At 66.8% G+C, this 23,726-nt stretch carries 26 protein-coding genes; 8 read left to right on the top strand and 18 right to left on the bottom strand.

Going from position 1 to position 23,726, the window contains the following annotated elements; translation table 11 throughout:
* Positions 1–48: 48 nt before the first annotated feature.
* The gene (locus UU9_RS01975; protein WP_040670008.1) at positions 49–1,149 is read right to left on the bottom strand and encodes an NAD(P) transhydrogenase subunit alpha; all 1,101 of its coding nucleotides are present in this window, start codon (positions 1,147–1,149) and stop codon (positions 49–51) included.
* Positions 1,150–1,263: 114 nt separating this feature from the next.
* Here UU9_RS01975 and cdd point away from each other — a divergent pair, with 114 nt between their 5' ends.
* The 6 genes from cdd (at position 1,264) to UU9_RS02005 (ending at position 4,905) form a co-directional block, all read left to right on the top strand.
* The gene (cdd, locus tag UU9_RS01980; RefSeq protein WP_007080037.1) at positions 1,264–1,674 is read left to right on the top strand and encodes a cytidine deaminase; all 411 of its coding nucleotides are present in this window, start codon (positions 1,264–1,266) and stop codon (positions 1,672–1,674) included.
* 67 nt (positions 1,675–1,741) lie between these two features.
* Positions 1,742–2,311, top strand: a complete 570-nt coding sequence (locus tag UU9_RS01985; RefSeq protein ID WP_007080038.1) for a nitroreductase family protein — start codon at positions 1,742–1,744, stop codon at positions 2,309–2,311.
* The gene (locus tag UU9_RS01990) at positions 2,311–3,198 is read left to right on the top strand and encodes a 5'-3' exonuclease (RefSeq protein ID WP_007080039.1); all 888 of its coding nucleotides are present in this window, start codon (positions 2,311–2,313) and stop codon (positions 3,196–3,198) included. Before UU9_RS01985 ends, UU9_RS01990 begins: the two co-directional genes overlap by 1 nt.
* Positions 3,199–3,264: 66 nt before the next feature.
* Positions 3,265–3,852 (top strand): NUDIX hydrolase, encoded by a 588-nt coding sequence (locus tag UU9_RS01995; RefSeq protein ID WP_007080040.1) that lies wholly within the window; start codon positions 3,265–3,267, stop codon positions 3,850–3,852.
* Between the two features lie 72 nt (positions 3,853–3,924).
* Positions 3,925–4,287, top strand: a complete 363-nt coding sequence (locus UU9_RS02000; RefSeq protein ID WP_007080041.1) for a hypothetical protein — start codon at positions 3,925–3,927, stop codon at positions 4,285–4,287.
* 255 nt (positions 4,288–4,542) lie between these two features.
* Positions 4,543–4,905, top strand: a complete 363-nt coding sequence (locus UU9_RS02005) for a hypothetical protein (RefSeq protein WP_007080042.1) — start codon at positions 4,543–4,545, stop codon at positions 4,903–4,905.
* A gap of 121 nt (positions 4,906–5,026) precedes the next feature.
* Here UU9_RS02005 and UU9_RS02010 read toward each other — a convergent pair whose 3' ends face one another.
* From UU9_RS02010 to UU9_RS02065, 12 genes are all read right to left on the bottom strand, one after another.
* Entirely contained in the window at positions 5,027–5,323 is a 297-nt protein-coding gene (locus UU9_RS02010) for an STAS domain-containing protein (RefSeq protein ID WP_007080043.1), read from the bottom strand.
* A gap of 10 nt (positions 5,324–5,333) precedes the next feature.
* A complete protein-coding gene (locus tag UU9_RS02015) occupies positions 5,334–6,512 on the bottom strand; it encodes a methyl-accepting chemotaxis protein (RefSeq protein ID WP_007080044.1) in 1,179 nt (392 codons plus the stop codon).
* Positions 6,513–6,529: 17 nt separating this feature from the next.
* Entirely contained in the window at positions 6,530–7,621 is a 1,092-nt protein-coding gene (locus UU9_RS02020; RefSeq protein ID WP_083838898.1) for a protein-glutamate methylesterase/protein-glutamine glutaminase, read from the bottom strand.
* A gap of 79 nt (positions 7,622–7,700) precedes the next feature.
* Positions 7,701–8,348, bottom strand: coding sequence for a chemoreceptor glutamine deamidase CheD (gene cheD, locus UU9_RS02025; RefSeq protein WP_007080046.1), 648 nt, complete (start codon positions 8,346–8,348; stop codon positions 7,701–7,703).
* The gene (locus tag UU9_RS02030; protein WP_007080047.1) at positions 8,345–9,166 is read right to left on the bottom strand and encodes a CheR family methyltransferase; all 822 of its coding nucleotides are present in this window, start codon (positions 9,164–9,166) and stop codon (positions 8,345–8,347) included. The genes cheD and UU9_RS02030 overlap by 4 nt, the downstream gene beginning before the upstream one ends.
* 60 nt (positions 9,167–9,226) lie before the next feature.
* The gene (locus tag UU9_RS02035) at positions 9,227–10,963 is read right to left on the bottom strand and encodes a methyl-accepting chemotaxis protein (RefSeq protein WP_050982356.1); all 1,737 of its coding nucleotides are present in this window, start codon (positions 10,961–10,963) and stop codon (positions 9,227–9,229) included.
* Positions 10,964–10,978: 15 nt separating this feature from the next.
* A complete protein-coding gene (locus UU9_RS02040) occupies positions 10,979–11,485 on the bottom strand; it encodes a chemotaxis protein CheW (protein ID WP_007080049.1) in 507 nt (168 codons plus the stop codon).
* Between the two features lie 83 nt (positions 11,486–11,568).
* A complete protein-coding gene (locus UU9_RS02045; RefSeq protein ID WP_007080050.1) occupies positions 11,569–12,600 on the bottom strand; it encodes a TonB-dependent receptor in 1,032 nt (343 codons plus the stop codon).
* A 95-nt stretch (positions 12,601–12,695) separates the two neighbouring features.
* Positions 12,696–14,396 carry a methyl-accepting chemotaxis protein gene (locus UU9_RS02050; protein ID WP_007080051.1) on the bottom strand — a complete coding sequence of 567 codons (1,701 nt, stop codon included), beginning with the start codon at positions 14,394–14,396 and terminating at the stop codon, positions 12,696–12,698.
* A gap of 157 nt (positions 14,397–14,553) precedes the next feature.
* Positions 14,554–16,572, bottom strand: coding sequence for a chemotaxis protein CheA (locus UU9_RS02055; RefSeq protein ID WP_007080052.1), 2,019 nt, complete (start codon positions 16,570–16,572; stop codon positions 14,554–14,556).
* A gap of 4 nt (positions 16,573–16,576) precedes the next feature.
* Positions 16,577–16,939, bottom strand: coding sequence for a response regulator (locus tag UU9_RS02060; protein WP_007080053.1), 363 nt, complete (start codon positions 16,937–16,939; stop codon positions 16,577–16,579).
* A 14-nt stretch (positions 16,940–16,953) separates the two neighbouring features.
* A complete protein-coding gene (locus UU9_RS02065) occupies positions 16,954–17,352 on the bottom strand; it encodes an STAS domain-containing protein (protein WP_007080054.1) in 399 nt (132 codons plus the stop codon).
* A gap of 175 nt (positions 17,353–17,527) precedes the next feature.
* Between UU9_RS02065 and fliK the strand changes: the two genes are divergently transcribed.
* Positions 17,528–18,670 (top strand): flagellar hook-length control protein FliK, encoded by a 1,143-nt coding sequence (fliK, locus tag UU9_RS02070; protein WP_007080055.1) that lies wholly within the window; start codon positions 17,528–17,530, stop codon positions 18,668–18,670.
* Entirely contained in the window at positions 18,667–18,924 is a 258-nt protein-coding gene (locus tag UU9_RS02075) for a hypothetical protein (protein ID WP_007080056.1), read from the top strand. The genes fliK and UU9_RS02075 overlap by 4 nt, the downstream gene beginning before the upstream one ends.
* Before the next feature lie 111 nt (positions 18,925–19,035).
* Here UU9_RS02075 and UU9_RS02080 read toward each other — a convergent pair whose 3' ends face one another.
* The 5 genes from UU9_RS02080 to UU9_RS02100 are packed head-to-tail and all read right to left on the bottom strand — an operon-like array spanning position 19,036 to position 23,725.
* On the bottom strand, positions 19,036–19,422 hold the full coding sequence (locus UU9_RS02080; protein ID WP_007080057.1) for a DUF2802 domain-containing protein: 387 nt from the start codon (positions 19,420–19,422) through the stop codon (positions 19,036–19,038).
* Positions 19,412–19,891 carry a chemotaxis protein CheW gene (locus tag UU9_RS02085; RefSeq protein ID WP_007080058.1) on the bottom strand — a complete coding sequence of 160 codons (480 nt, stop codon included), beginning with the start codon at positions 19,889–19,891 and terminating at the stop codon, positions 19,412–19,414. Before UU9_RS02085 ends, UU9_RS02080 begins: the two co-directional genes overlap by 11 nt.
* A 28-nt stretch (positions 19,892–19,919) precedes the next feature.
* Positions 19,920–21,080, bottom strand: coding sequence for a flagellar motor protein MotD (gene motD / locus UU9_RS02090; protein ID WP_083838896.1), 1,161 nt, complete (start codon positions 21,078–21,080; stop codon positions 19,920–19,922).
* Complete coding sequence (locus tag UU9_RS02095; protein ID WP_007080060.1) at positions 21,077–21,817, bottom strand: flagellar motor protein; 741 nt, start codon at positions 21,815–21,817, stop codon at positions 21,077–21,079. Before UU9_RS02095 ends, motD begins: the two co-directional genes overlap by 4 nt.
* A 6-nt stretch (positions 21,818–21,823) precedes the next feature.
* Positions 21,824–23,725 (bottom strand): chemotaxis protein CheA, encoded by a 1,902-nt coding sequence (locus UU9_RS02100; protein ID WP_007080061.1) that lies wholly within the window; start codon positions 23,723–23,725, stop codon positions 21,824–21,826.
* Position 23,726: the final 1 nt, after the last annotated feature.

Below are 23,726 nucleotides of genomic sequence, written 5' to 3' on the forward strand. Positions count from 1 at the left end.
GGCGGATGGGGGCGCTCTTGCGCCAAGCTCGACAAACGCGCACTCCGCTCAAGCAGTAAAACGAACCTCACCCGCATGGCTGACGCAGCTCTTGGCGACCAGTTCGTCGTTGAAATCCGGTGCCAGCGCGCCGTCGTGCAGCAGCAGTTCGCCAAAATTGAAGACGTTGCGCGCATACATTTCCGACGCGTGCAGCGGTGCGCCGGCCGGCAGATTCAACGGCCCCAGAATCACCACGCCGGCATGCTCCACCCGCTGGCCCGGCTGGGTGAGTTCGCAGTTGCCGCCGCCTTCGGCGGCGAGATCCACGATCAGCGCGCCCGGCTTCATGCCTTCGACCATCGCCGCGCTGAGGATTTTCGGCGCCGGTCGGCCCGGCACCGCGGCGGTGGTCACGATCACGTCGATGGATTTCAGGTGCTCGGCCAGGGCCTGTTGCTGCGCGGCGCGTTCCTCGGCCGACAACTCGCGGGCGTAACCGCCGCTACCCGCGGCGCTGACGCCCAGCTCCAGGAATTTCGCGCCCAGCGACTCCACCTGCTCGCGGGTTTCCGGGCGCACATCGTAGCCTTCCGTTTGCGCACCCAGCCGGCGCGCCGTGGCGATCGCCTGCAGCCCCGCCACGCCCGCACCGATCACCAGCACTTTGGATGGCCGGATGGTGCCGGCCGCAGTCGTCAGCATCGGAAAGAACTTCGGTGAGGCCTCGGCCGCGATCAGCATGGCCCGGTAGCCCGCTACCGCCGCCTGTGAACTGAGCACGTCCATCGCCTGCGCCCGCGTGGTTCGCGGCAGCAGCTCCAGCGAAAAGGACGTCAGCCTGGCGTCGACGAGTTGCGCGATGCGCGCGGATGCCCCGTGCGGGCGCAACTGGCCCACCACCACACTGCCCGGTCGCAACTGCGCCAGCGCCGCATCGTCAGGCGGCAACACGCAGGCGAGCAGATCCGCTTGCGCCAGCACCGCGGCCGCGTCGGCGAATTCCACGTCCGCATAGGCCGCATCGGGAAAGCCGGCGGCGCGCCCCGCATCATGCTGAAGCAGGATACGTACACCGCGGGCCCGCCATTTCTTGGCCATCTCCGGCGTGATCGCCACGCGTCGTTCCCCTGCGGCGGTTTCACACAAGGCGGCTACGGTCATCGACATCGGACGTTCCCTGCTGGAGAGTTGGGTTATCTTAGCGTGCTCATGGGCGCCGTTGCCTGGCATGTGATGTCCCTGCCGCCGCCGACGCTCCCGCTGTTCGCATGGATATAGCCGGTGTCGCTACCCCGCGAAACGTCTGAAGACCTGCTTGCCCTCGCGCGCGAAGCCCGCGACCGAGCCTACGCGCCCTATTCGAAATTCAAGGTGGGCGCGGCGCTGCTTACCCGTGATGGCCGTCCATTCCAGGGCTGCAACGTGGAAAATGCCGCCTACGGCCTGTGCAACTGCGCCGAGCGTACCGCGCTTTTCAACGCGGTAGCGGCCGGTTGCCAGCCCGGCGACTTCGCCGCGTTGGCCGTGATCACCGATACCGACGGTGTGGCCAGCCCCTGCGGCGCCTGTCGCCAGGTGATGGTCGAACTGTGCGATGCGCAAATGCCGGTGCTGCTGGCCAACCTGCGCGGCGACATATCGGAAACCACGGTGGGTGCACTGCTGCCAGGCGCGTTCACGTTGAACCGATAACCGGGCGTTGCTTGGCTTCCAGCGCATCCACTCCTAGCATGGGCGCTCCCGCATCATCGAGTTCCCCATGCTTTCCGGACTGACCCTGCTGCAGCAACGCCACTCCGTTCCCGCGCCGCAACTGGGCGCGCCCGCCCCCGATGAGGCCAGCTTGCGCACGCTGCTGGAGGCGGCCGTGCGGGTGCCCGATCACGGCAAGCTGGTGCCGTTTCGTCTGATCCGGTTGCAGGGCGAGGCCAAGCTGCAATTCGGCGAGAAGCTGGTGGCGCTGTCGCTTGCCAAGCATCCGGACATCTCCGACGCCAAGCTGGACAAGGATCGGCGCCGCTACCTCTTTGCACCGCTGGTGATTGTGGTGGTGGCGAGTATTGACACGCACGCCAAGGTGCCCGTCATCGAGCAGCAGCTGTCCGCCGGCTGCGTGGCGCACAATCTGCTGCTGGGCGCCCATTCGCTGGGTTTCGGCGCGCAGTGGCTCACCGGCTGGGCCGCCTACGACCGCGATGCCGCCGCCATCCTGGGCCTGGCCGACAACGAACAGGTGATCGGTTTCGTCCATATCGGCACGCCGCAGGCGGACATCGCCGATCGCGAACGGCCCGCGCTGGACAACCTGCTCAGCACATGGACAGCGTAATGCCGTCCACCGTCCATCTGGTGGACGGCAGCCTCTATGTCTTTCGCGCCTGGCATTCCATGCCGGACGAATTTTTCGATGCCGAGGGGCAATCGATCAACGCCGTGCACGGGTTCACCCGCTTCCTGTGCGAACTGCTGGAACGGGCGCAGCCTGACCACATCGCGGTGGCGTTCGACGCCTCGCTGACCAGCTCCTTCCGCAACGCGATCTACCCTGCCTACAAGGCCAACCGCGAACTGCCGCCGCCATCGCTGGAGCGCCAGTTCGTGCAATGCCGCGCAGTGACCGAGGCGCTCGGTATCTGCATGATGATCGACCATGCCTACGAAGCCGACGACCTGATCGGCAGCACCGCCTGGAACCTGCGCATGCAGGGCTGGCGCAGCATCATCGTGTCGGCCGACAAGGATTTCGGGCAGTTGCTGGGCGAACACGACGAACAGTGGGACTACGCGCGCAACCTGCGCTGGGGGCCAACCGGCGTGCACGAAAAGCTGGGCGTGCATCCGCATCAGGTTGCCGACTACCTGGCGTTGTGCGGCGACGCGATCGACAACATCCCCGGCGTGCCGGGCGTGGGCGCGAAAACGGCGGCGGCCCTGCTCACCCATTTCGGCAGCCTCGACAGCCTGCTCGAGCGCATCGACGAGGTGGCTTTCCTGCGCTTGCGCGGCGCCGCCAGCTGCGCCAGCAAGCTGCGCGAGCATGCGGAAAACGCGCGCACCTACAGGCGGCTCACGCGGATCGCGCTGGACGCCCCGGGCGTGTCCACGGCGGAAGCGCTGCAGCGGCAACCGGCCGATCCCGCCGTGCTGGAAGCGCTGTGCGAACAGCTGCGGTTCGGCGCCTTCACCCGCAGCCGCCTGCGCGCCTTGCTGCGCTGATGTCACGGTTGTTGCCCGCGCCGTGCGGTATCACCATGGCGGGTATCTCTTTGACAGGCGACAACGATGACCCCTGCTGAAAACGTGCCGGCCGACGCGCATGCTCCGGTGGAAACCCTGTACGAAGGCCGCTGGCTCAGCCTGCGCAAGCGCGGCCGCTGGGAGTACGCCGAACGCAACAACCCCGGCGGCGCGGTGATCATCCTGGCGGTGACGCCGGAGGACAAGGTGTTGTTCGTCGAGCAGTACCGGGTATCGATCCTGCAGAACACCATCGAAATGCCCGCCGGCCTGGTCGGTGACCTGCCGGACCAGGCCGACGAAGGCGCGCTGCTGGCCGCCCAGCGCGAGCTGGAAGAGGAAACCGGCTACCGCTGCCAGCGCGTGGAGTTCATCCACACCGGGCCGTCGTCCTCGGGCATGAGTACCGAGATGATCGCGTTCGTGCGCGCGTGGGAGCTGGAGAAAGTCGGCCTCGGCGGCGGTGACGAAACGGAAAACATCGTCGTCCACGAAGTACCACGGCGCGACGCCGGTGCCTGGCTGTTCGCGCGCGCCGCCGAGGGTTATTCGATCGACCCCAAGCTGTTCGCCGGCCTGTGGTTCATCGAGCACGGCGCCCCGGCCACCGAAGCGGCCAGCAAAAAAAGCTAAAGATTTTCGACGGAGTGCCGCCATGGGTATGCCGGCCCACATCGGCATCCCCTCACAGATGGATCCGTCCCCATGAAATTTCTGCTTGCTTCCGCCCTGCTGTTGCTGTCGCCGCTGGCCGCCCATGCCGCCTGCGCACCCACCGATTTCGCGATCACCGAGTTCAAGCCGCAGGTCCCCGCCTCCGGTTCCACCATGCGCCTGCGCCTCGCTGGCGAGCTGGCCAATCACTGCGCCAGCGCGTCGGCCGCCCAGATCCGTATCGAAGCGAAGGACGCCAGCGGCAAGGTGCTGGCGAGCAAGGAAGGCTGGCCGGCCGGCACCTCCAACATTGCCCCGGGCGAAACGGCCAAGTTCGACCTCGGTCGCCTGTTTCGCTACCAGTCGGACATGGAGACCTACACCGTCAGCATCGTCAACGTGCGCACCTGGTAAGCGGCAACGGGCGTGCCGTCACGAAGGTGGCGGCATTCCCCTGGCGCGGCAAACCCCGCAGCCACCCTCGAACACCGCGGGCGCGTAGCGCCCGATTCGCTTGCCTGGCGCCCGCGCCGGGCCACGTTGCCGTGCCCGATCGCCAGGCAACCGGCGCCTCCGTCCATCACCATCGTTGCGACTAAAGAATCTTCCTGCATGGCCGATCATGGGTATATCGACTTGTTTTGGCTTTGTATGGATGGATGCTCACCGATGAAAACTCTCATTGCCGCCACATTCCTGTTGCTGCTGCCCGTGGGTGCGCATGCAGGCTGCACGATCAAGGATTTTGCGATCACGAATTTCACGCCAGGCCTGGCAAGCGTCGGCTCGTCCACGCGCGTCACCTTGCGTGGCGATCTGGTCAACCACTGCGCCGAAGCCGCCGCCGGGCAGATCCGCATCGACATCAAGGACGACAAGGGCACCGTGTTGCAAAGCAAGGACGTGTGGCCGGCCGGCACCGGCAACGTGGCGCCAGGCGAGACGGTCCACTTCGACGTGGGCCGCCTGTTTCGCTACAAGGACGGCATGAGCGCGTTCACCGCCACGATCACGGACGTGCGCATCTGGTAAGTCCCTGGCGCATCGATGAAAACGAAAAAGGCTCCGAAAGGAGCCTTTTTTCTTGCCTGCCCGTCATCAGTCGCGACTGCCGGCATCGTCCGCAGGCTGCGGCAGCGCCGGCCGCGTCGGTTCAGTGCAGCACGAACAGCTTGTCGAAGCCGGCCACGCGCAAGGTGCCGCGCAGTTCGGCGCCGGCGTTGACGATGCGGATGTCGGCCTTGTCCGCGCCGGCATGCTCGCGCAGCAGCAGCAGCATGCCCAGGGCGGAGCTGTCCATGCTGTTCACTTCGCTGAAGTCGATGACGTAGCTGCGGGCGACACCGTCGCGCAGGCAGGCGTCGTGGAATTCACGGTGGATGCTGAAGTCGAATCGCTCGCCCAGTTGCAGGGTGAGGCAATCGTTGTCGCTGTCGTGGTGGACGATCATGGTGGGTTCCTCAGAATAGCTCGATCTCGCCGGCGTCCATCGAGCTTTGCAAGGCCGGCCCGCGCGAACGCAGCCGGGCCTTCTCGCGCTGGATGGCCAGGCGGTTACGCAGGCGCTGCGCGTGGGCCTGCAGTGCGTCGGCGTCGTCCGGCCCGCAGGCCAGCTCCTCGATGTCGCGGGTGCACTCGGCGGTGATTTCCTGCAGCTCCATCAGGCGCGTGCGGGTCTGGTTGATCAGCTGGCTGAGGATGTCCTCGAACTGCAGCGAGCGGATGGTGGTGGACACGTCACTGCCCAGGCCACGGCTGATTTCGACGACCTGGTCGGCCACGGCGCTGGTGCGCGCGTCGCTCTCGGTGACGTGCGCCATCATCGCGTCGATGCCGCCCTTGGCCGACAGCGCCACGTTCAGATCCTGCGAGGCCATGGTGCCCACCAGCCCGCGCAGTTGCTCCATCGCGGTGCGCGCGCGCTCGACGTGGCTGCCGATCTGCTCGTTGAACTGGTTGGAGTTGCTGGCCAGGTTGCGGATCTCGCCGGCAACCACCGCAAAACCGCGGCCGGATTCGCCCGCGCGTGCCGCCTCGATCGCGGCGTTCAGCGCCAGCAGGTTGGTCTCTTCGGCAATGGTGTTGACGTTGCGCAGCAGGCCGAACACGGCGTCCATTTCCTTCGCCATGCCGTCTATGCGATAGACGATACGCAGGCTCTCGCGCGACATCTGCACGATCATGCCCACGAAATGCTGCAGCAGATCGGCGGTGCGTGCCGCGAAGTCCTGCACCGAGACACCACCCTCCTGCCCGCCGATGATCTGTTTCAGCAGCGACTGCTGCAACGTGGTCTTGTTGGACAAGCCATCGAAGCCGCCACCCAGTTCGAGCACGGCGTCGCGCAGCAGGTCCAGGCCCTGGTGCAGCTCGCGGGTGGCGTGGCCCAGCTCGTCCACCACCGCGCCGCGCATGTCCTCCAGCGCCTCGCGCACGGGCTCGATGTTGCCGGGTGCCGCCGCGGGTACCGGCTCGGCGTTGCGTGTCCGGCTTTCGATGATCCACACGATGGTGAGCAGCACGATCAGCAGCGGCGCCAGCCAGGCTTCACGCACGAACAGGGCAAGCAACAATGCAGCCGCACTGGCAAGCCCGCCGTAGACAGGATATTTGGTGGCGCTGGGGGCAGTGAAAAGCATGAGTGACGATCCGCAGGTCAGGCGCTCGTGGCGCTTGTGTGAGTTTGGCGCGTCAGCGCAAGCAGGCGCGCGGCAATATGGTCCAGCGGCTGCATTTCGCTTGCCGCACCGAGCTTCCAGGCCGAACCGGGCATGCCCCAGACGACCGAGCTTTCTTCATCCTGCACCAGGGTGGTGGCGCCAGCCTGATGCAATTCCAGCAGCCCGCGCGCGCCATCGTCGCCCATGCCGGTAAGCAGCACCGCGACCGTGGCCGCACCGGCGCTGGCCGCCAGCGAACGGAACAGCACATCCACGCTGGGCTTGTGCCGGTTCACCGCCGGGCCATCGTGCAGGCGGCACACGTAGCGCGCGCCGTCCCACATCACCAGCAGGTGGTGGCTGCCCGGCGCGATATAGACATGGCCGCTCTGGATCGGCTGGCCGTCGCGGGCTTCGCATACGCGCATCGCCGAGCAGCGGTCCATCCGCGCCGCGAACGGGCCGCTGAACGCCGCCGGGATGTGCTGGGTCACCAGGATCGGCGGCGCATCCGGCGGCATCGCCTCCAGCAGCACGCGCACTGCTTCGGTGCCGCCGGTGGACGCGCCCACCGCGATCAGCGGGCTGCCGCCACGGGTGCCCGCGGTCTGCGCGCGCGGCAGCACGGCGTCGGCCGAAAGGCGCGGCGGCACATCCAGCTTGCGCACCGCGGTGCGTGCGCGCGGCCGCGTGATGGCGGCCATCTTCACCTTGTGGCAGATCTCCTGCGCGCTTTCACCGAAGCGGCTGGCCAGGTCGCTGTCGGGCTTGGCGAAGAAATCCACCGCGCCCAGTTCCAGCGCACGCAAGGTCACGTCCGCGCCCTCGACGGTCAGCGACGACACCATCACCACCGGCATCGGCCGCAGCCGCATCAGGTTTTCCAGGAAGGTGAGGCCGTCCATGCGCGGCATCTCGACGTCCAGGGTAAGCACGTGCGGATTGAGCTGCTTGATCTTCTCGCGCGCGATCAACGGATCGGCGGCGGTACCGACCACCTCGATCGCCGGATCGCAGGCAAGCATGGTCGACATCAGCTTGCGCACCAATGCGGAGTCGTCGACCACCAGAACACGCACTCTTTCCATGTTGTCCATCACCCTGCCGTAATCCAAACCCTGTCGCATGCGACAGCACTGTCAATCCGCGTGCCTGCCGCCGCGGTCGCTAGAACAACTCGACCTCACCCTTTATCGGATCATTTGCCAAACGCTTGAGGTAACCGCGCTCGTCGGCCACCAGCGCCACGTCGTCGCGGCGGCGCAACTGGCGTACCCGCACGCGCCCACTCTGCGGAAAAAACTGCACCTGGCGGGGGTAGACGTCGCCTAGGTCGGAGGCGCACAGATTGAGCTTCTCGACCTCGATGTAGCGCTGCACGAACTCGATGTTGCGCTGCCCCACGTCGCTGAGCTGGGCCAGCACGCGGCCACCGCCGAAAATCTTCACCTGCAGGTCGACGCGCTGGCCGCCGGCATTGAGGACACCGTTGATCAGTTGCTCCATCGCGTCGCTGCCGTAGCGCGCCGCGCGGCTGATGGTGGACGACCAACCATCGCGCTCGCCCAGTGGCTCGGGCAGCATGAAATGATTCATGCCGCCGATACCCCTGCGCGCGTCGTGGATGCAGGCCGACACGCACGAACCCAGCACAGTGGTGACCAGCTCTTCCTGGGTGCTGACATACAGCTCGCCGGGCAGAACCTTCACCGTCATGCAGGCGCTGACCGGGTCCCAGTAACGACGCAGGTGCTCGAAACCGGGAAGCGCACGCGGCTGCGGCGCCAAGGGTTTCGCGAAGGTCGAAATATTCATCCGCGCTTCCGGTAGACCGTGCGTCCAATCAGTTCGAAATCGTCGTTGATGCCATGCAGCGATTCGGAATGACCGAGAAAAAGATAGCCGCCCACCGGCAATAACTGGGCGTAGCGGCGGAACAGGCGCTGCTTGGTGGGCTGATCGAAATAGATCACCACGTTGCGGCAGAAAATGGCATCGAACGGCCCGCTCATGGGCCAGTCGTGCAGCAGGTTCAACGGCTGGATCGTCACCAGCTCGCGCAATTGCGGATGCACGCTGGCCAGGCCTTCGTAATCGCCGGTGCCACGCAGCAACCAGCGACGGCAACGCTCGGTGCTGATGCCGCCGAGGCGGTCCAGCGGATAGACGCCCTTGCGGGCAGTGGCCAGCGCCTGCGGCGACAGGTCGGTGGCGAGGATCTTCGCGTCCAGCGTGCTGTTGTTGCGCGCGAGCGCCTCGGCCAGCACCATCGCCAGCGCGTACGGCTCCTCGCCGCTGGAACACCCGGCCGACCAGATGCGCAGACGGTCACCGGCACGCTGCTTGTGTGCCACCCACGCCGGCAGCAGCTCGTTCTCCAGCAATTCGTAGTGATGCACTTCGCGAAAAAAGCTGGTGACGTTGGTGCTGATGGCGCTGGCCAGTTCACCCAGTTCGCTCTGCGGGTCATGCCGCAACACATCGCAATAGTCGGCAAAGTCCCTCAGGCGAAGGGCGCGAAGCCGCCGCTGCAGGCGACCTTGCACCAACTGATGCTTGTGGTCGCCCAGCGAGATGCCGCAGTGCTCCAGCACGAAACGGCGCAGGAACTCGAACTCCGCGGTTTGCAACACGGGACCATTGCTGCCCGCCGCAGCCGGATCACTCTTAGCCGGGGCGGACAAAACGCTCACTCAGAACTCCTTCCAGGCACCGCTCGCACCGCCGGCGTCGGCGGTTGCCGGCGACGTTTTCGATGCGGGCGCATTGCGCATGGCGGCGAACACGGCCTCGGTGGCCACCGCCACTTTCTGCGTGCGCGCCTGTACCGCCGCGGCGTCCACGTCGTCGCCGTCCTCGCTCAGATGGAAGAAGCCGACCTGGCGGCTCAGCTCGCCGGCCTGCTCCTGCATCGCACGGGCGGCGGCGGAAGCCTCTTCCACCAACGCGGCGTTCTGCTGGGTCATCTCGTCCATCTGCATGACGGCGTTGTTGACCTGGTCGATGCCGGCCGACTGCTCCTGGCTGGCCGCCGCGATCTCGGCCACGATGTCGGTAACCTTCTTCACGCTGTCCACGATCTCGGCCAGTGCCTTGCCGGACTGGTCGACCAGCTCGGAGCCGCTGCGCACCTTCTCGGCACTGTCAGCGATCAGCCCCTTGATCTCCTTGGCGGCGCCGGCGCTGCGCTGCGCCAGGCTGCGCACCTCGGTGGCAACCACGGCGAAGCCGCGGCCCTGCTCACCGGCACGCGCGGCTTCCACTGCGGCGTTCAGCGCCAGCAGGTTGGTCTGGAAGGCGATCTCCTGGATCAGGCCCACGATGTCGGCGATCTTGTTGCTGGAGGCATTGATTTCGCCCATCGCCACGATCGCGCGACTGGCCACTTCGCCACCGCGCTCGGCCTGCTCGCGGGCACCACGGGCCAGCTGGTTGGCGTGGCTGGCGTTCTCGGCGTTCTGCTTCACGGTGGAGGTCATTTCCTCCATCGACGAGGCGGTTTCTTCCAGGCTGGACGCCTGCTCCTGGGTGCGCTGGCTGAGGTCGTCGTTGCCGCGGGCGATTTCCTGCGCGGCGGTATTGACGGCCTCGGAGCCCTGACGCACCTCACCCACGATCGCGCTGAGGCGATCGTCCATGGTGCGGAACGCATTCAACAGCTTGCCCAGTTCGTCGTTGCGGCCCACCTCGATCTCATGGCCGAGGTTACCGTCGGCGATGGCATGCGCCACTTCCACCGCCCGTTGCAGCGTGCCGGTGATGGAGCGGATCAGCAGTACCGCGACGATCAACGCCAACAGCAAGCCACCGGCAAGCGCGGCAAGCGTAAAGGCCCGCACCGTTTGGTAGCGGCTCACCTGTCCGTCGTAGATGCTCAGCGCAGTGGCCTGCTGTGCCTGCATGATCTTGGCCAGCGTGGATTGCCGCATCAGCATCAGCGGACGCACCTGCATGTTGAGCAGGTCGGGCGACGCCTCGTCCTTCTCGGCGAACGCGTCCAGCAGATCCTTGCTGTTCGACTCCAGGTCGGCGTCGGTGGAGGTCCAGTCCTTGTACAGCTTCTCGATTTCCGGGCTCTTGGGCAGCGCGGCGAGCTTCTTCTTCAGCTCGGCGATCTCGGCCTGCGCCTTGGTGAAGTCGTCGATCTTCTGCTTCATCTGGTCGGGCTGGCTCATCAGCGACGCCGCCTCGCCCAGCGCGATGTACGACATCAGCGAGCGCTGGGTGATGGTGGCCACCAGGTTGGCCGGCACCATCTGGCCGTCGTAGATCTCGCGCGTGCCATTGTTCTGCATCTGCATGGCGCCGAGGCCGATGACCGCGCCACCAATCAGCATCGCGCCAAGCAGGGCGAGCACGCCGATGAGACGGGTCTTGACGCTCAGCGTGGGCATCTTGGTAAACCGTGCCATGAATGTTTTTAGCTTCATTTTCTATCCCCGGGGTCAGGCGGCAACTTCGACGTCACGGACGTCCGGCATGGCCGCGTCCAGCGTTTCGACGTCTTCAGGACGCATCAGTTTTTCCACATCCAGCAGCATCACCATGCGCTCGACATGGGTAGCCAGGCCTTTCAGGTAGCGGGTATCCACCACCACGCCCATGTCCGGCACGGGCTTGATCGCGGCCGGATCGATATCGACCACGTCGGACACCGCGTCGACCACGATGCCGAACAACCGCTCATCCACCGCCACGATGATCATCACGGTGTTGTCGCCGTAGCTTTCGCGCTCCAGTCCGAAGCGCAGGCGCAGGTCCATGATCGGCACGATGGCGCCGCGCAGGTTGAGCACGCCCAACAGGTAGTCGGGGGTTTGCGGGATGCGCGTCACCCGCGACCAGCCGCGGATCTCGCGCACGGTCAGGATGTCGACGCCGTACTCCTCGCCGGCAAGGTTGAAGGTGAGCTGCTGCAAGGTATCTGCTGCGTCCGGGTTGTTTTCGTACATGGCCTGCTACCTGATGACGGGCGTCTGCAGACGCCCCGTTGCCTTGAGTTTGTCGGCGCTTCGATGGAGAACTTGAGCGCGGATCAGAACGAGAATTCGCTCCAGATGCCGATCTCGTTGCTGCGGTGCAGCTCGCCGTCGTCGTGGCGCAGTGCATTGCGTTTGTACGCCAGCGCCAGCCGCAGCGGCTTTACCGGCTGCCACTGCACACCTGCATTGGCGTATGTGGCGCGCCGGGATGGCTCGCGCAGGCGCGTGGGCTGGGCGTTGTCGTAGCGGGCGAAGACGCTCCACTGCGGTGCCAGCTGCACGCTGGCCCACGCCGACCAGCTGCCGGTGCGTTCGCTGGCCACGCTGTAAAGGCTGGCCCAGTTGCTGGCGTAGCTGTAGCGCATGCCCAGGCGCCAGGTGTCGTCGGCATAGCCGGCCAGCAGGTCGAGCCGGCGCGCGGTGTGGTACAGCGGCCGCGCGTCGTCGCTGGCGGCAAGCTGGCCGTCATAGCCGCCCAGCGCCAGCATGGTGTGCGCGCTGGCATGCCAGGTCACCACCGCTTCCACATCGGCGCGGTGGTTGTGGGTGGGGCGCTTGTAGCCGCCGCCGGTGACTACGGCCACGGCGTAATCCAGCTGCGGTGCCAGCTCACCCTTCAGGTGCACGCCCCAGTCGGCCGCGTCGTCGATCTTCTGCATCGAGGTGGCGATGGAATCGATGTAGCGGTAGCCATACCACTGGCTGGTGAGCGACAGCACCGGCATGTCGTCCACGCCCAGCCGCAGGCGTGTGTGGTTGCTCCACTGCCGCTGCAGGTACGCGTGTTTCAGCCACACGACCGCGTCACGCTCGCCGCGCAGCCAGTTGATGTCGGTGGTGACGTGCGCCGACCAGGCCGGGTCGAACGCGTAGTCCGCGTCGAGGTAGAGGCGCTTCAGGTCGCCGTCCCAGCCGCGGCTGTCGGTGTGAGCCACGTAGTTGCGCTGCTGGAGCTGGCTGATGTCGGCAAAGACCTTGCCGCCGAACGTGAAATCACCGGCGTATGCGGCCGGGGCGAGCAGTGCGGCGGCACCAAACGCCAGCGCCGGCAGCGCACGGCGCACCGTAATCGTGGAGAGGATCATGCAAGTTCCATAAATGTGGGTGGGCGTGCATGCAGGCCCACCGAATATCGGCGGCGCGCCGTGTTGCTCGGGCGCCAGGGATCAGAACGGGTCGTTCAGAACTCGGTCCACGCGCCGGCCGTGGAGGTCGCGGCGCGGACCGGGGTCGCGGCGGCAACCGCGCGCCGAGGCGCCGTCGCCGCACGCGGTCGCGGCGCGGCCGACACGCTGGCCGCCGTGGCGGGCTCGCCCAGCCGGAAGAACGTCATCTGCCGCTGCAGCTCGTTGGCCTGCTCCTGCATCGCGCGGGCGGCAGCGGAGGCTTCCTCCACCAGCGCCGCGTTCTGCTGGGTGACTTCGTCCATCTGCATCACGGCGCGGTTGACCTGGTCGATGCCGCTGGATTGCTCCTGGCTGGCGGCGGCAATCTCGGCCACGATGTCGGTAACCTTCTTGACGCTGTCCACGATGCCGGTCAGCGCTGCGCCGGACTCGTCGACCAGCACGCTGCCCGCTTCCACCCGGCGCACGCTTTCGCTGATCAGGCCCTTGATCTCCTTCGCCGCCGCGGCGCTGCGCTGCGACAGGTTGCGCACCTCGCTGGCGACCACGGCGAAGCCGCGGCCCTGCTCGCCGGCGCGCGCCGCTTCCACCGCCGCGTTCAGCGACAGCAGGTTGGTCTGAAACGCGATCTCGTCGATCAGGCCCACGATGTCGGCGATCTTGCGGCTGGAGGCGTTGATCTCGCCCATTGCCTCGACTGCCCGCGCCGCCACTTCACCGCCGCGCTCGGCCTGGTCGCGGGCACCGCTGGCCAGCTGGCTGGCATGGCTGGCGTTCTCCGCGTTCTGCTTCACGGTGGAGGTCATTTCCTCCATCGAGGCGGCGGTTTCCTCCAGGCTCGACGCCTGCTCCTGCGTGCGCTGGCTGAGGTCGTCATTGCCCTTGGCAATCTGGTGCGCCGCCGTGCTGACCGCCTGCGAACCGTGCTGCACTTCACCCACGATGCCGGTCAGGCGCGCGCGCATCCGCGCCAGTGCGTCGAGCAGGCTGCCGCTGGCGAAGGTCTGTTCATCGTCGATGACCAGGTCGCCATCGGCGATGCGCGAAGCCATCTTCACCGCGAAGTCCGGCTCGCCACCGATGCTCTGCCGGATGCTGCGCATCGACAGCCACACCAGCAGGATCACCAGCAGTGCCACCAGCCCCGCCTTGGCCAGGTTCACCAGCAGCGAATGCTGGAACTGCGCGTCGATGTCGTCGAAATAGGCGCCCGCACCAAAGTGCATGCCCCACGGCTTGAACAGCTGCGAGTAGGTGATCTTGCCAACGACTTTGCCGGTGCTGGGCTTGAGCCAGTCATACCGGGTTACACCGTGGCCATCACGCAGATCGGCGTCATGCATCGACTGGAACAGCGTATGTCCGTGCGGATCGGTTTCGTCGCGAACGCTCTTGCCCAGCTTGTCCAGCCATACCGGATGCAGGGTCAGGACGTAGTTGGCGTCGAACGCGAAGACGTATCCCGCACCGTCGTCCCAGCGCATCTGATGGATCTGGGCCAACGCGAGGCGCTGCGCTTCCGCCACGCTGAATTCGCCCTTGGCGGCCCGGTCATGGAAGTTGGTTGCCACCGCAATCGCCGTCTGCACCTCGCTGCGCAGCGTGTTCTGCAGGCCGTTCATCTGCAGCGCGCGACTCTCGAAGGCATTCATCACGGTGAGGCCGATCAATCCGGCGATCACCACCACGACCACCAACACCACCCGCGCATTGAGGCTCAGGCGGTTGAACGACCAGCGTTTCAGGAGCGACATGACACGAGCCTCGGGAACAGCAAAATAACGGGAAGGAGGGTGCCAGCCGGCCGCATCGCGACCTGCTGACGGTATCGGCGCCGAGGCGCCGGGTATCTGGAAACGGTTCCGGCGGCGTGACGGGCATTCCCGTGCGTTCACCCCTGCCGGTTGAATGTCACGCTGCTTTCCGGCGCTGCCCCTGGCTCTGACCGAGCCGCACGACCCCACTTACGTCCACGATCAAGGCCACCGAACCATCGCTGAGAATGGTGGCGCCGGAAATACCCTCGACGCGCTGGTAATGCGCTTCCAGCGACTTCACCACCGCCTGTTGCTGGCCGAGCAGGTCGTCGACCAGCAGGCCCACGCGACGGCCTTCCTCCTCCACCACCACCACGATGCCGTTCTCGATGCTGCTGACGGCATCGGCGCAGCCGAAGGTCTTGTACAGCCGCATCATCGGCAGGTACTCGTCGCGGAACAGGAACACCTCGCCGCCACCGGCGGTCTTGCGCACTTTGTCGGCCTTCAACCGCAGCGATTCGACAATGGAGATCAGCGGCACGATGTAGCGTTCCTCGCCCACCGCGGTGACCAGGCCGTCGATGATCGCCAGAGTCAGCGGCAAGGCGATGGTGAAGGTGCTGCCCTTGCCCGTGACGCTGCGCACGCCGACGGTACCTCCCAGGTCACGCACGTTGCGGCGGACCACGTCCATGCCGACGCCGCGGCCGGAAAGATCGGTGGCTTGCGCCGCGGTGGAGAAGCCGGGCTGGAAAATCAGCTCGGCCACCTCGGCATCGCTCAAATCCTGCCCTTCGGCCACCAAGCCGCGCTGCTGCGCCTTGGCGACGATAGCGGCATGGTTGAGGCCGGCGCCATCGTCGCTGATCTGCACCACGATGTTGCCGCCTTCGTGGTACGCATTGAGTTTCAGGGTGCCGGTTTCGGACTTGCCCGCGGCCCTGCGCTTCTCGGGCGATTCCAGGCCGTGATCGATCGCGTTGCGCACCAGGTGCACCAATGGATCGCCGATCTTCTCCAGCACCGTCTTGTCCAGTTCGGTGTTTTCGCCGTGCAGCTCCAGCCGCACCTGCTTGCCGAGCTTGCGCTCCAGGTCGCGCACCAGCCGCGGGAAGCGGTTGAATACCGACGCGATCGACAGCATGCGGATGCGCATCACGCTTTCCTGCAGCTCGCGCGTGTTGCGCTCCAGTTGCACCAGGCCTTCGCGCAGGCGCTCCAGTTGCGACATGTCGAACTTTTCGCCGATGTCGCTGAGCATGGACTGGGTGATCACCAGCTCACCCATCATGTTGATCAGTGCATCGACCTTGTCGATGCCCACGCGGATCGAGCTGCCTTCGCTGGATGCGCTCGCCGTGTCGCGAACCGCGACTTTCGCCCCCGCCGCCGGCGCAGCCGAAACGGCTGCCGGCGCGACGGGTGCCGCATCATTGGCTACCGCCACGGGCGCCGCTTCCAGCGCCTTGATGGCCAGCACGCAGTCGCCGTCGAGCCAGTCGAACACCGCATCCACATCGGCACGGGCCACGTCGCCATGCAGGCGCAGTTGCCAGCCGAGGTAGCACGTCGTGGGATCGAAATCGGCCAGTTGCGCCGGTGCGCCATCGACCAGGAAAACGCGCAGCACTTCCAGCCGGCCGAGCTGCTGCAGCTCCCGGAACAGGCGCAGCGGTTCGTTGCCGGTCTGCAGCAGGTGCGGCAGCGCGGAAAAATCGATGTCCCAACCGGCGACCACGGCCTTCGGCGCTGCCGCGGCAACCACCGCCACCGCCGCCTCGCCACTGACCAGGCGCACCAGTTCGCCGCGCAGCGCTTCGCTCTCGGCATCGGCCACGGGCTGGCCGCCGCGCGAGCGGCTCAGCATGCCGCGCAGGCAATCGACCGAGCGCAGCAGCAGGTCGATCAACTCGCCATCGACGCCGCGACGCTCGCTGCGCACTTCTTCCAGCAGCGATTCGGCCACGTGGGTGAAGGCCGCCACATCGGTGAAACCGAACGTGGCGGCGCCGCCCTTGATGGAATGGGCGGCACGAAAAATGGTGTGTACCAGCTCGCCGTCGGTCGAGCCCGAATCCAGCGCCAGCAACGCCGCTTCCATCGCGTCGAGCCCTTCAAGACTCTCCTCGAAAAAGGTCTTGTGGAACTGTGTCAGGTCGACCGAACTCATCGCTTCAGCCCAGCACGCGCTTGACGGTGGCCAGCAGCTGTTCCGGATCGAACGGCTTGACCAGCCAGCCGGTGGCGCCGGCGGCCTTGCCTTCCATCTTCTTCTCGGTATGCGATTCGGTGGTCAGCATCAGGATCGGCACGCCCTTGTAGGCGTCCATCGCGCGCAGCTCGCGCACCATCGCGATGCCGTCCATCACCGGCATGTTCACGTCGGCCAGCACCAGGTCGAAACTGGAGCCGCGCGCCACGTCCAGCGCCAGCTGGCCGTTTTCGGCCTCGGCCACTTCGTGACCGGCGCCACGCAGGGTGAAAGCCACCATGCCGCGCATCGAAGCCGAATCGTCTACCGCGAGAATCTTTGCCATGCTGCTACCTCGGTTCAGGCCAGCTCGGGAGCTGGCATTTTCAAAGTCTGTGTCAGGCCGAGCACCTCGGCCGCTTCAGTCAGGACGGTGCTGGCCGATTGCCAGCTGGGCGCGCGCTGGCGTGCATCGAGCTCGCGCTGGAACACCACCAGCAACTGCAGCGCGGCGGTATCCACACGCTCCACTGCAGCGCCGTCCAGCACGATGGCGTCGTGATCCAGCGCGTGGATCAGTTGCTGCTTGAACGCGGCCTGGGCCGCAATGCGGAAATCCGCCGGCAGTGCCAGGGTCAACGGCGCAGCAGCCTCGACCGGCTCCGGCGCCTCGCCGGCCACCTCGACCGCTGGCGCCTCGGGAACGCCAGGATGGGCGGCGCTGCCCCGCTCGTTCTGCTTTGTCCGCTTGCCAGCCATGTCGAACCGCCCGTTCTTCCTTATCGATGTCTGGCTTATCGGCGGTAGCGGCGATCGCTTGAGCGCCAATGAGTGCGCTCCGTCACAATAAACCGAGCTCAAGTTTCCCCGGAGGTGGCCGATTCCCTTCGAGACGGCTCCATCCGAACGCCGTCCGCCACTGCCAGGACCTCTCTTGATCATCCAGCCCACCAGCCTTGCCGCGCTCACATGGGCCGGCGCCGCCGCCGGTACCACCGCGCAAAGCTGGCGCATCGGCACCGTGCTGTCGGCACGGCCGCTGGGCGTGGATCCGCAGGGGCTGCTGGTGATGCAGGTGGGTGCGGCGACCGTGCAGGCGGATGTGCCCAGCGGCCAGCTGCCGCCACAATTCCAGGTACGGGTACTGAGCCTCGGGGCACAGCCCCAGCTTGAAGTCCTGTCCTCCCACCCGACCGCCGACCCCGCCGTCCAGCGCGCGCTGCGCGAGCGGCTGCCACAGCAGAATGGCTACGCGCCGCTGCTGGCCACGCTGGGCGCACTGGCGCAGCGGCCCGTCGTGCGCCAGTTGCCGCCGGCCTTGCGCACGGCGCTGGCCTTGCTTGAACAATCCGTCCGCACGCCGGCCGACGTCACCCGCGGCGAAGGCCTGCGCGAGGCGATCAGCCAGAGCGGGCTGTTCTTCGAATCGCGGCTGGCGCAACCGCAGGGCAACCATCCGGCGCTGGCCCAGGATGACTGGAAAGGTGCCTTGCTGCGCCTGGCCGGCCTGCTCGACCAGCGCGCGGCCGCACCGCCCGCGCCCAACCGCAGCGACACGGCGCCGCCGCTGCTGCAACGCGGTGTCCAGGCGCAACCCAGGCTGCCGCTGCCGCTGCTTGCCGGCGACAACGATGTCGAGCCGCTGATCAACCGGCTGCACGGCGACGTCAAGGCCGCGCTGGCACGCGTGGAAGTGGCGCAACTGGATGCCGGCGCGCTGTCCGCCTGGATGATCGAGATTCCGCTGGAGGGCAAGGACGGCCGCGACGTGCTGCAGGTGCAATTGGAGTTCGTCAACGACGCGGCCGAAGGCAGCCAGGGCTGGACCTTGGGCTTCGCGCTGGACCTGCCGGCGCTGGGCCCGGTGCAGGGCGAACTGCAGTTGCGCGAACCGCGCCTGTCGGTACGACTGTGGGCCGAGCACGCGGAAACCGCCCAGAAGCTGGAGCGCCAGTTCACGCCGTTGAAGCAGCGGCTGGCCGCCTGCGGCGTACTGCTGGATCAGCTCAGTTGCCAGGTGGGCATGCCGCAACCACCCGGTCGGCACAGCGCCTTGCTGCTGCAGGCCACCGCATGAACACGCCGTTGCCGCCACCACAGCGCAAGGTCAGCCTGCGCCTGGGCAACAGCACGAGCGAAACCAAGGCGATGCCGCCCGAATCGCTGGAAAATCTGCTGGCCCGCGCCCGCATGCTGGGCCTGCCCGTTCACCACGATCCGCAGATCGCGGCCCTGCTGGCCGCCTTGCGCATGCGCGATGACGTGCCCACCCTGCTTTATGCGTCCGCCGCTTCGGTGCTCGCCGCGGTCTACGACGCCGCCGAGGAATAGCTCATCCGGGAATCGGGAATCGGGAATCGGGAATCGCAAGAGCAAAAGCAAAAGCAAAAGCAAAAGCATCGCGCACAGAGTGCGCACTACATCAGGGCTACGCGGTTCGGCTCAGTGACCGGCGGTCTGCATTTGCCGGATCAGCAGGGCTTCGGCGTGGGTGACGCCGCAGCGTGCGACCAGTTCATCGACGTCGGCGCCTTGCCGGGCCAGTTGCTGGGCTAGCTCATACGAGCCGGTACTTTGTGGCGCCGCGGGCTGCTTCTGTTCCAGCAGGCCCATGCGGCGCTCCATCCGGCCCAGCGCGGTGACCAGCATCGAGGTGGGCACGTCGGTGTGGTTGATGCGCCCCAGTTGTTGCGACAGCGTGGCAATGTCCTGGCGCATGGGCTCCAGTTGCTGTTGCAGCTGGCGCGCCTCGCGCCTTGCCAGCACCAGCAGCACGCACTGGATCACCGCCAGCAACAGCAATGCGACGATGGCGATCTCAAGCAGCATCGTCGTTCTCCCCGCTGAGTCGGCACAGGCGGCGCACGTCGAGCAGGGCCACGAAGCCGCCCTGCCAATTGAGGATGCCGCTGACCGGGTCATCACGGCGGCTGGCGCGATCGGGTGGCGGCGGTGCGATCTCGGTGCCGTCGGTGTTCAGCAACTCGCCCACCTCATCCACCCGCAGGCCGACCTGATGACTGCCGTGCGACAGCATCACCACGCGCACTTGCGCCGGATCGGCGGCGGGCGAAGCGGGAAGGCCCAGCCGCAGGCGGCCGTCGAGCACCGGCACGATGCGTCCGCGCAGGTGCCGGATACCCAGCAGGTCGGGGGCGGAACCGGGCACCGGCGTCAATTCACCAGCCCGGATCACCTCGCTCACCTCGACCAGCGGCGCCGCGTACAGCTGGCTGCCGATCTGGAACGACAGCCAATGCCCGGAGTTCGGTTCGGACGTGGTGGCAACGGCATTCATGCGTGTACTCCAGCGTTGCGGGACGCCATCAATGAAGAGGTGCAGCCGGTGGATTGCGCCGCGGCGCCCCGCCCATCGGGGCGGCGCTGGCCGTGGGCACCCGCACTCCGGCCGCCGTCGGCACAGGCACCGCCGTGTCTGCGGCACCTCCGGCGGACGGGATTTCGACGGCGGTCGAAACCACCACCTGGCGCAGTGTAGGGCCAGCAGCCTGCGCCGCGGGAACTTCGCCATCGGCCGGCGTCGTGTCGTTGGCGGCGGTGACGCGTGCCGTGGGCAGCTCGCCAGGTATCGCGGAGGGGGCCAAGACAACGCTGGGCTCGTCAACGTGGGCGGCTTCGGGTGAGGACGAATCGGTGTAGAACCGGCTCGGCGCGTTGCGATCGCTCAAGACCACCACCAGCACGCGCCGGTTGAGGTTGCGCCCCTCCGGCGTGCTGTTGTCGGCCGCCGGACGCACCTCGCCCCAGCCGATGATGCCCAGCCGGTCGGGGTTGACGCCGTGCTCGGAAAACAGCCGCGCGACGGTGGCGGCACGCGCCGCCGACAGCTCCCAGTTGGAGGGATAAAGCATGGTGCGGATGGGCACGTCGTCGGTATAGCCCTCCACCCGCAGCGGGTTGGCGAACGGTGCCAGGATCCCCGACAGGCTGCGCAAGATCGCACTGGCCGAGGGCGCGAGTTCGGCCACGCCGCTGGGAAACAGGATGTCGGTGCGGATCTCGATTTCCAGCCAGTCGTCCGTGCGACGCAGCACCACCTGCTGTTTGTCGATCAACGGCTGCAACGCCTTCTGCACCTGCTCGGCGATGTCCTTCAGGTTTTCCTGCGCGGTGGCCTTCTTGAAGCCCGCATGCGCGCCGCGACCCTCGCCGTGCATCGGCACCGGGTGCGGCGGAATGGGAACCGCGATCGGCACGATCGACGAGCCGGGCTGGCCGGCGGGCGCCGCGATGGCCGGCTGGATATTGTGCGGGCGCACCTTGGTCGAGGGCATCGGCGCGATCACGTGACTGGAGCCGTTGAACGCCTCCACGATCGACTCGGACATGACCCGGTATTTGCCCTCGTTGACCACCGAGACGGCATACATCACCACGAAGAACGCCAGCAGCAACGTCATCAGGTCGGCATAGGGAATCGCCCATGCCTCGTGATTCATGTGCTCCTCGTGGTGCTTCTTTCTCACGGCAGGTAACCCTGCAACCTCGCCTCGATCTGGCGCGGGTTGTCGCCCTGGGCGATGGACACCAGGCCTTCGATGAGGATTTCGCGCATCTGCGACTGCTTGTTGATCAGGCTCTTCAGCCGCGCGGACATCGGCAGCATGAACATGTTGGCCAGCGCCACGCCGTAGATCGTGGCCACGAACGCCGCAGCAATGCCGTGGCCCAGCTTGCTGGGGTCGGCCAGGTTCTGCATCACCGCCATCAGGCCCATCACCGCGCCGATGATGCCCAGCGTGGGTGAATAGATGCCGGCGTTCTCGTACACCTTGGCACCGGCCAGGTCGACGGCCTCGCGCGTCTGCAGGTCGACCTCGAGCACGCTGCGGATCGCCTCCGGCTCACCACCGTCGACGAGCAATTGCAGGCCCTTGCTGATGAAGCTGTCGGACTCGGCCTCGATCTGCGGCTCCAGCCCCAACAGGCCCTGCCGCCGCGATATTTCGCTCCAGCCCACGATGCGGCTGATCAGGTCGCCGGGCTGATGCCGCGGCGGCTTGTACACCATCGACATCATCTTCAACGCATGCTTCAGCACCTTGCCCTGGTTCTGCACCAGCAGCGCCGCGAGGGTGCCGAAAAACACGATCACGAACGCAGCGGGGTTCCACAATGCCGCCACCGTGGACCCCTTCAGCACCGTGCCGAGGATGATCACGACGAAGCCGAGAATTGTGCCTATCAGGCTGACCATATCCATGTCGTATCAACCCACCGCGCGCAAGGAGGGGAGCAACTGCCCGCGTTCGTCGGCCAGCCCGGCCAGATCCAGCACCAGCGCCAACCGGCCATCGCCGGTCACCGTGGCGCCGGCTACGCCGGGGACGTCCTCGAACAGGGGGCCCAGTGGTTTGACCATGACATCCTCGCGACCGAGCACCGCATGCACCAGGCAACCCAGCCGCAGATGGCCGATGTGCAGCACCACCACGTGACGGCCGGCGGTCGCCGCCGAGCCGGTCCAGCCGGCCAGGTCGGCCAGCGGCAAGGCGCGGCCACGGTGGTTGGCCACCATGCGGCCGTCGAGCATGCGGTCCTGCCCGGCACTCAATTCGAAGACTTCCTCGACGTTGCCCATCGGCAGCGCCAGCAGGCGTTCGCCCACGCGCACCATCAGCACGCGCAGGATCGCCAGCGTCAGCGGCACGCTCAATTCGAGTTCACTGCCGTGGCCGAGGCGTGATTGCACCTTCAGGCTGCCGCCCAGTTCCGCCACGCGGGTCTTGACCACATCCATGCCCACGCCGCGGCCGGAGATGTCGGACACCACCGCAGCGGTGCTGAAGCCGGGGCGGAACACCAGCTCGTAGCACTCGACATCGGACAGCCGCGCCGCCTCGTCGGTGCTGATCAGGCCCTTCTCGATCGCCTTGCGGCGCAGCACGTTCGCATCCATGCCGCGGCCGTCGTCGCTGACGGAAATCACGATGTGCTCGCCGCGCTGGCTGGCGGACAGGCACACGCGCGCCTTGTCGGGCTTGCCGGTGCGCTTGCGTTCGTCGGGTGTCTCGACGCCATGGTCGAGCGCGTTGCGCAGCAGATGGATCAGTGGATCGGCCAGCGCTTCGACCAGGCTGCGATCGAGGTCGGTACCCTCGCCTTCCAGCACCAGCTCCACGTTCTTGCCGAGCTGGCGCGCCAGGTCGCGCACGATGCGCGGAAAACGCTGGAACAGTCGCCCCACCGGCTGCATGCGCATGCCGAGTACGGCGGTCTGCAGTTCGTCGGCGACGCGATCAAGTTCATTGGCGGCGATCACCAGCGCCTCGTCGGCGCTGCTGGCCGCAAGGCTGAGCAGGCGGTTGCGCACCAGCACCAGTTCACCGGCGCGATTGACCAGCGCATCCAGCCGCGCGGTATCGACGCGCACGGTGGTTTCCGCCGTGGCGGCATGGCGTGCCGGTGCGGGTGCCGGTGCGGATACAGGCACCGGCGCCGGCGCGGGAACGACGGCGACGGGTGGCGCCGGTGCGGGCACCGCGCCGGGCTGGCCGCCCTGACCGTGCAGGGCATCCAGCAAGGCTTCGAATTCGTCATCGTCGATGGCGCTACCGGACGAAGGCGCGGACACGACCGGTGCGACGGCGACCGCTGCCGGCTCGACCGTGCCGGGCGCATTGCTGCCATACATCATGTCCAGCAGCGCCTCGAACTCGCTGTCGTCGATGGCGGCGTTGTCACCGCTTGCCTCGACCGGGGCCGCGACGGGTACGGGAGCCGGCGCCGGCGCGGCGCGGTTCAATCGCTGCAGCAAGGCCGGTGGCGGCATCGCCAACGGCGCGTCGGCGCCGAGCGCGGCCATCATGTCGTTGAGCAGGTCCAGCGCCTCGAGCAGCGCGTCCATCAACGGTGCATCGAGAATCACGGCACCGTTGCGGGCGCCGTTGAGCAGGTCCTCGGCGTGATGGCACAGCTGCACCATCGGCTCGATCGCCAGGAAACCCGCGCCGCCCTTGACTGTATGGAAGGCGCGGAACACCGCGTTCAGCAACTCGCTGTCGTGCGGGTTCGCTTCCAGTCCGATCAACTGCTCGCCCAGTGCCTGTACCAGCTCACCGGCTTCGACCAGAAAATCCTGGCGCAGCTCGTTGTCGAACTCTGCGGTCACG

The sequence above is a fragment of the Rhodanobacter fulvus Jip2 genome, assembly GCF_000264315.1.
GTDB lineage: Bacteria > Pseudomonadota > Gammaproteobacteria > Xanthomonadales > Rhodanobacteraceae > Rhodanobacter > Rhodanobacter fulvus.

Coding starts and splice junctions, on each gene's coding strand:
- UU9_RS02085 (WP_007080058.1), bottom strand. CDS start 19,891: ATGAATGCCGTTGCCACCACGTCCGAACCGAACTCCGGGCATTGGCTG.
- UU9_RS02035 (WP_050982356.1), bottom strand. CDS start 10,963: ATGAAGCTAAAAACATTCATGGCACGGTTTACCAAGATGCCCACGCTG.
- UU9_RS02005 (WP_007080042.1), top strand. CDS start 4,543: ATGAAAACTCTCATTGCCGCCACATTCCTGTTGCTGCTGCCCGTGGGT.
- UU9_RS02000 (WP_007080041.1), top strand. CDS start 3,925: ATGAAATTTCTGCTTGCTTCCGCCCTGCTGTTGCTGTCGCCGCTGGCC.
- UU9_RS01985 (WP_007080038.1), top strand. CDS start 1,742: ATGCTTTCCGGACTGACCCTGCTGCAGCAACGCCACTCCGTTCCCGCG.
- UU9_RS02055 (WP_007080052.1), bottom strand. CDS start 16,572: ATGAGTTCGGTCGACCTGACACAGTTCCACAAGACCTTTTTCGAGGAG.
- UU9_RS02040 (WP_007080049.1), bottom strand. CDS start 11,485: ATGTACGAAAACAACCCGGACGCAGCAGATACCTTGCAGCAGCTCACC.
- UU9_RS02045 (WP_007080050.1), bottom strand. CDS start 12,600: ATGATCCTCTCCACGATTACGGTGCGCCGTGCGCTGCCGGCGCTGGCG.
- UU9_RS02020 (WP_083838898.1), bottom strand. CDS start 7,621: ATGGAAAGAGTGCGTGTTCTGGTGGTCGACGACTCCGCATTGGTGCGC.
- UU9_RS02010 (WP_007080043.1), bottom strand. CDS start 5,323: ATGATCGTCCACCACGACAGCGACAACGATTGCCTCACCCTGCAACTG.
- cheD (WP_007080046.1), bottom strand. CDS start 8,348: ATGAATATTTCGACCTTCGCGAAACCCTTGGCGCCGCAGCCGCGTGCG.
- UU9_RS02060 (WP_007080053.1), bottom strand. CDS start 16,939: ATGGCAAAGATTCTCGCGGTAGACGATTCGGCTTCGATGCGCGGCATG.
- UU9_RS02065 (WP_007080054.1), bottom strand. CDS start 17,352: ATGGCTGGCAAGCGGACAAAGCAGAACGAGCGGGGCAGCGCCGCCCAT.
- UU9_RS01990 (WP_007080039.1), top strand. CDS start 2,311: ATGCCGTCCACCGTCCATCTGGTGGACGGCAGCCTCTATGTCTTTCGC.
- UU9_RS02075 (WP_007080056.1), top strand. CDS start 18,667: ATGAACACGCCGTTGCCGCCACCACAGCGCAAGGTCAGCCTGCGCCTG.
- UU9_RS02095 (WP_007080060.1), bottom strand. CDS start 21,817: ATGGATATGGTCAGCCTGATAGGCACAATTCTCGGCTTCGTCGTGATC.
- UU9_RS01975 (WP_040670008.1), bottom strand. CDS start 1,149: ATGTCGATGACCGTAGCCGCCTTGTGTGAAACCGCCGCAGGGGAACGA.
- UU9_RS02080 (WP_007080057.1), bottom strand. CDS start 19,422: ATGCTGCTTGAGATCGCCATCGTCGCATTGCTGTTGCTGGCGGTGATC.
- UU9_RS02015 (WP_007080044.1), bottom strand. CDS start 6,512: ATGCTTTTCACTGCCCCCAGCGCCACCAAATATCCTGTCTACGGCGGG.
- UU9_RS01995 (WP_007080040.1), top strand. CDS start 3,265: ATGACCCCTGCTGAAAACGTGCCGGCCGACGCGCATGCTCCGGTGGAA.
- UU9_RS02050 (WP_007080051.1), bottom strand. CDS start 14,396: ATGTCGCTCCTGAAACGCTGGTCGTTCAACCGCCTGAGCCTCAATGCG.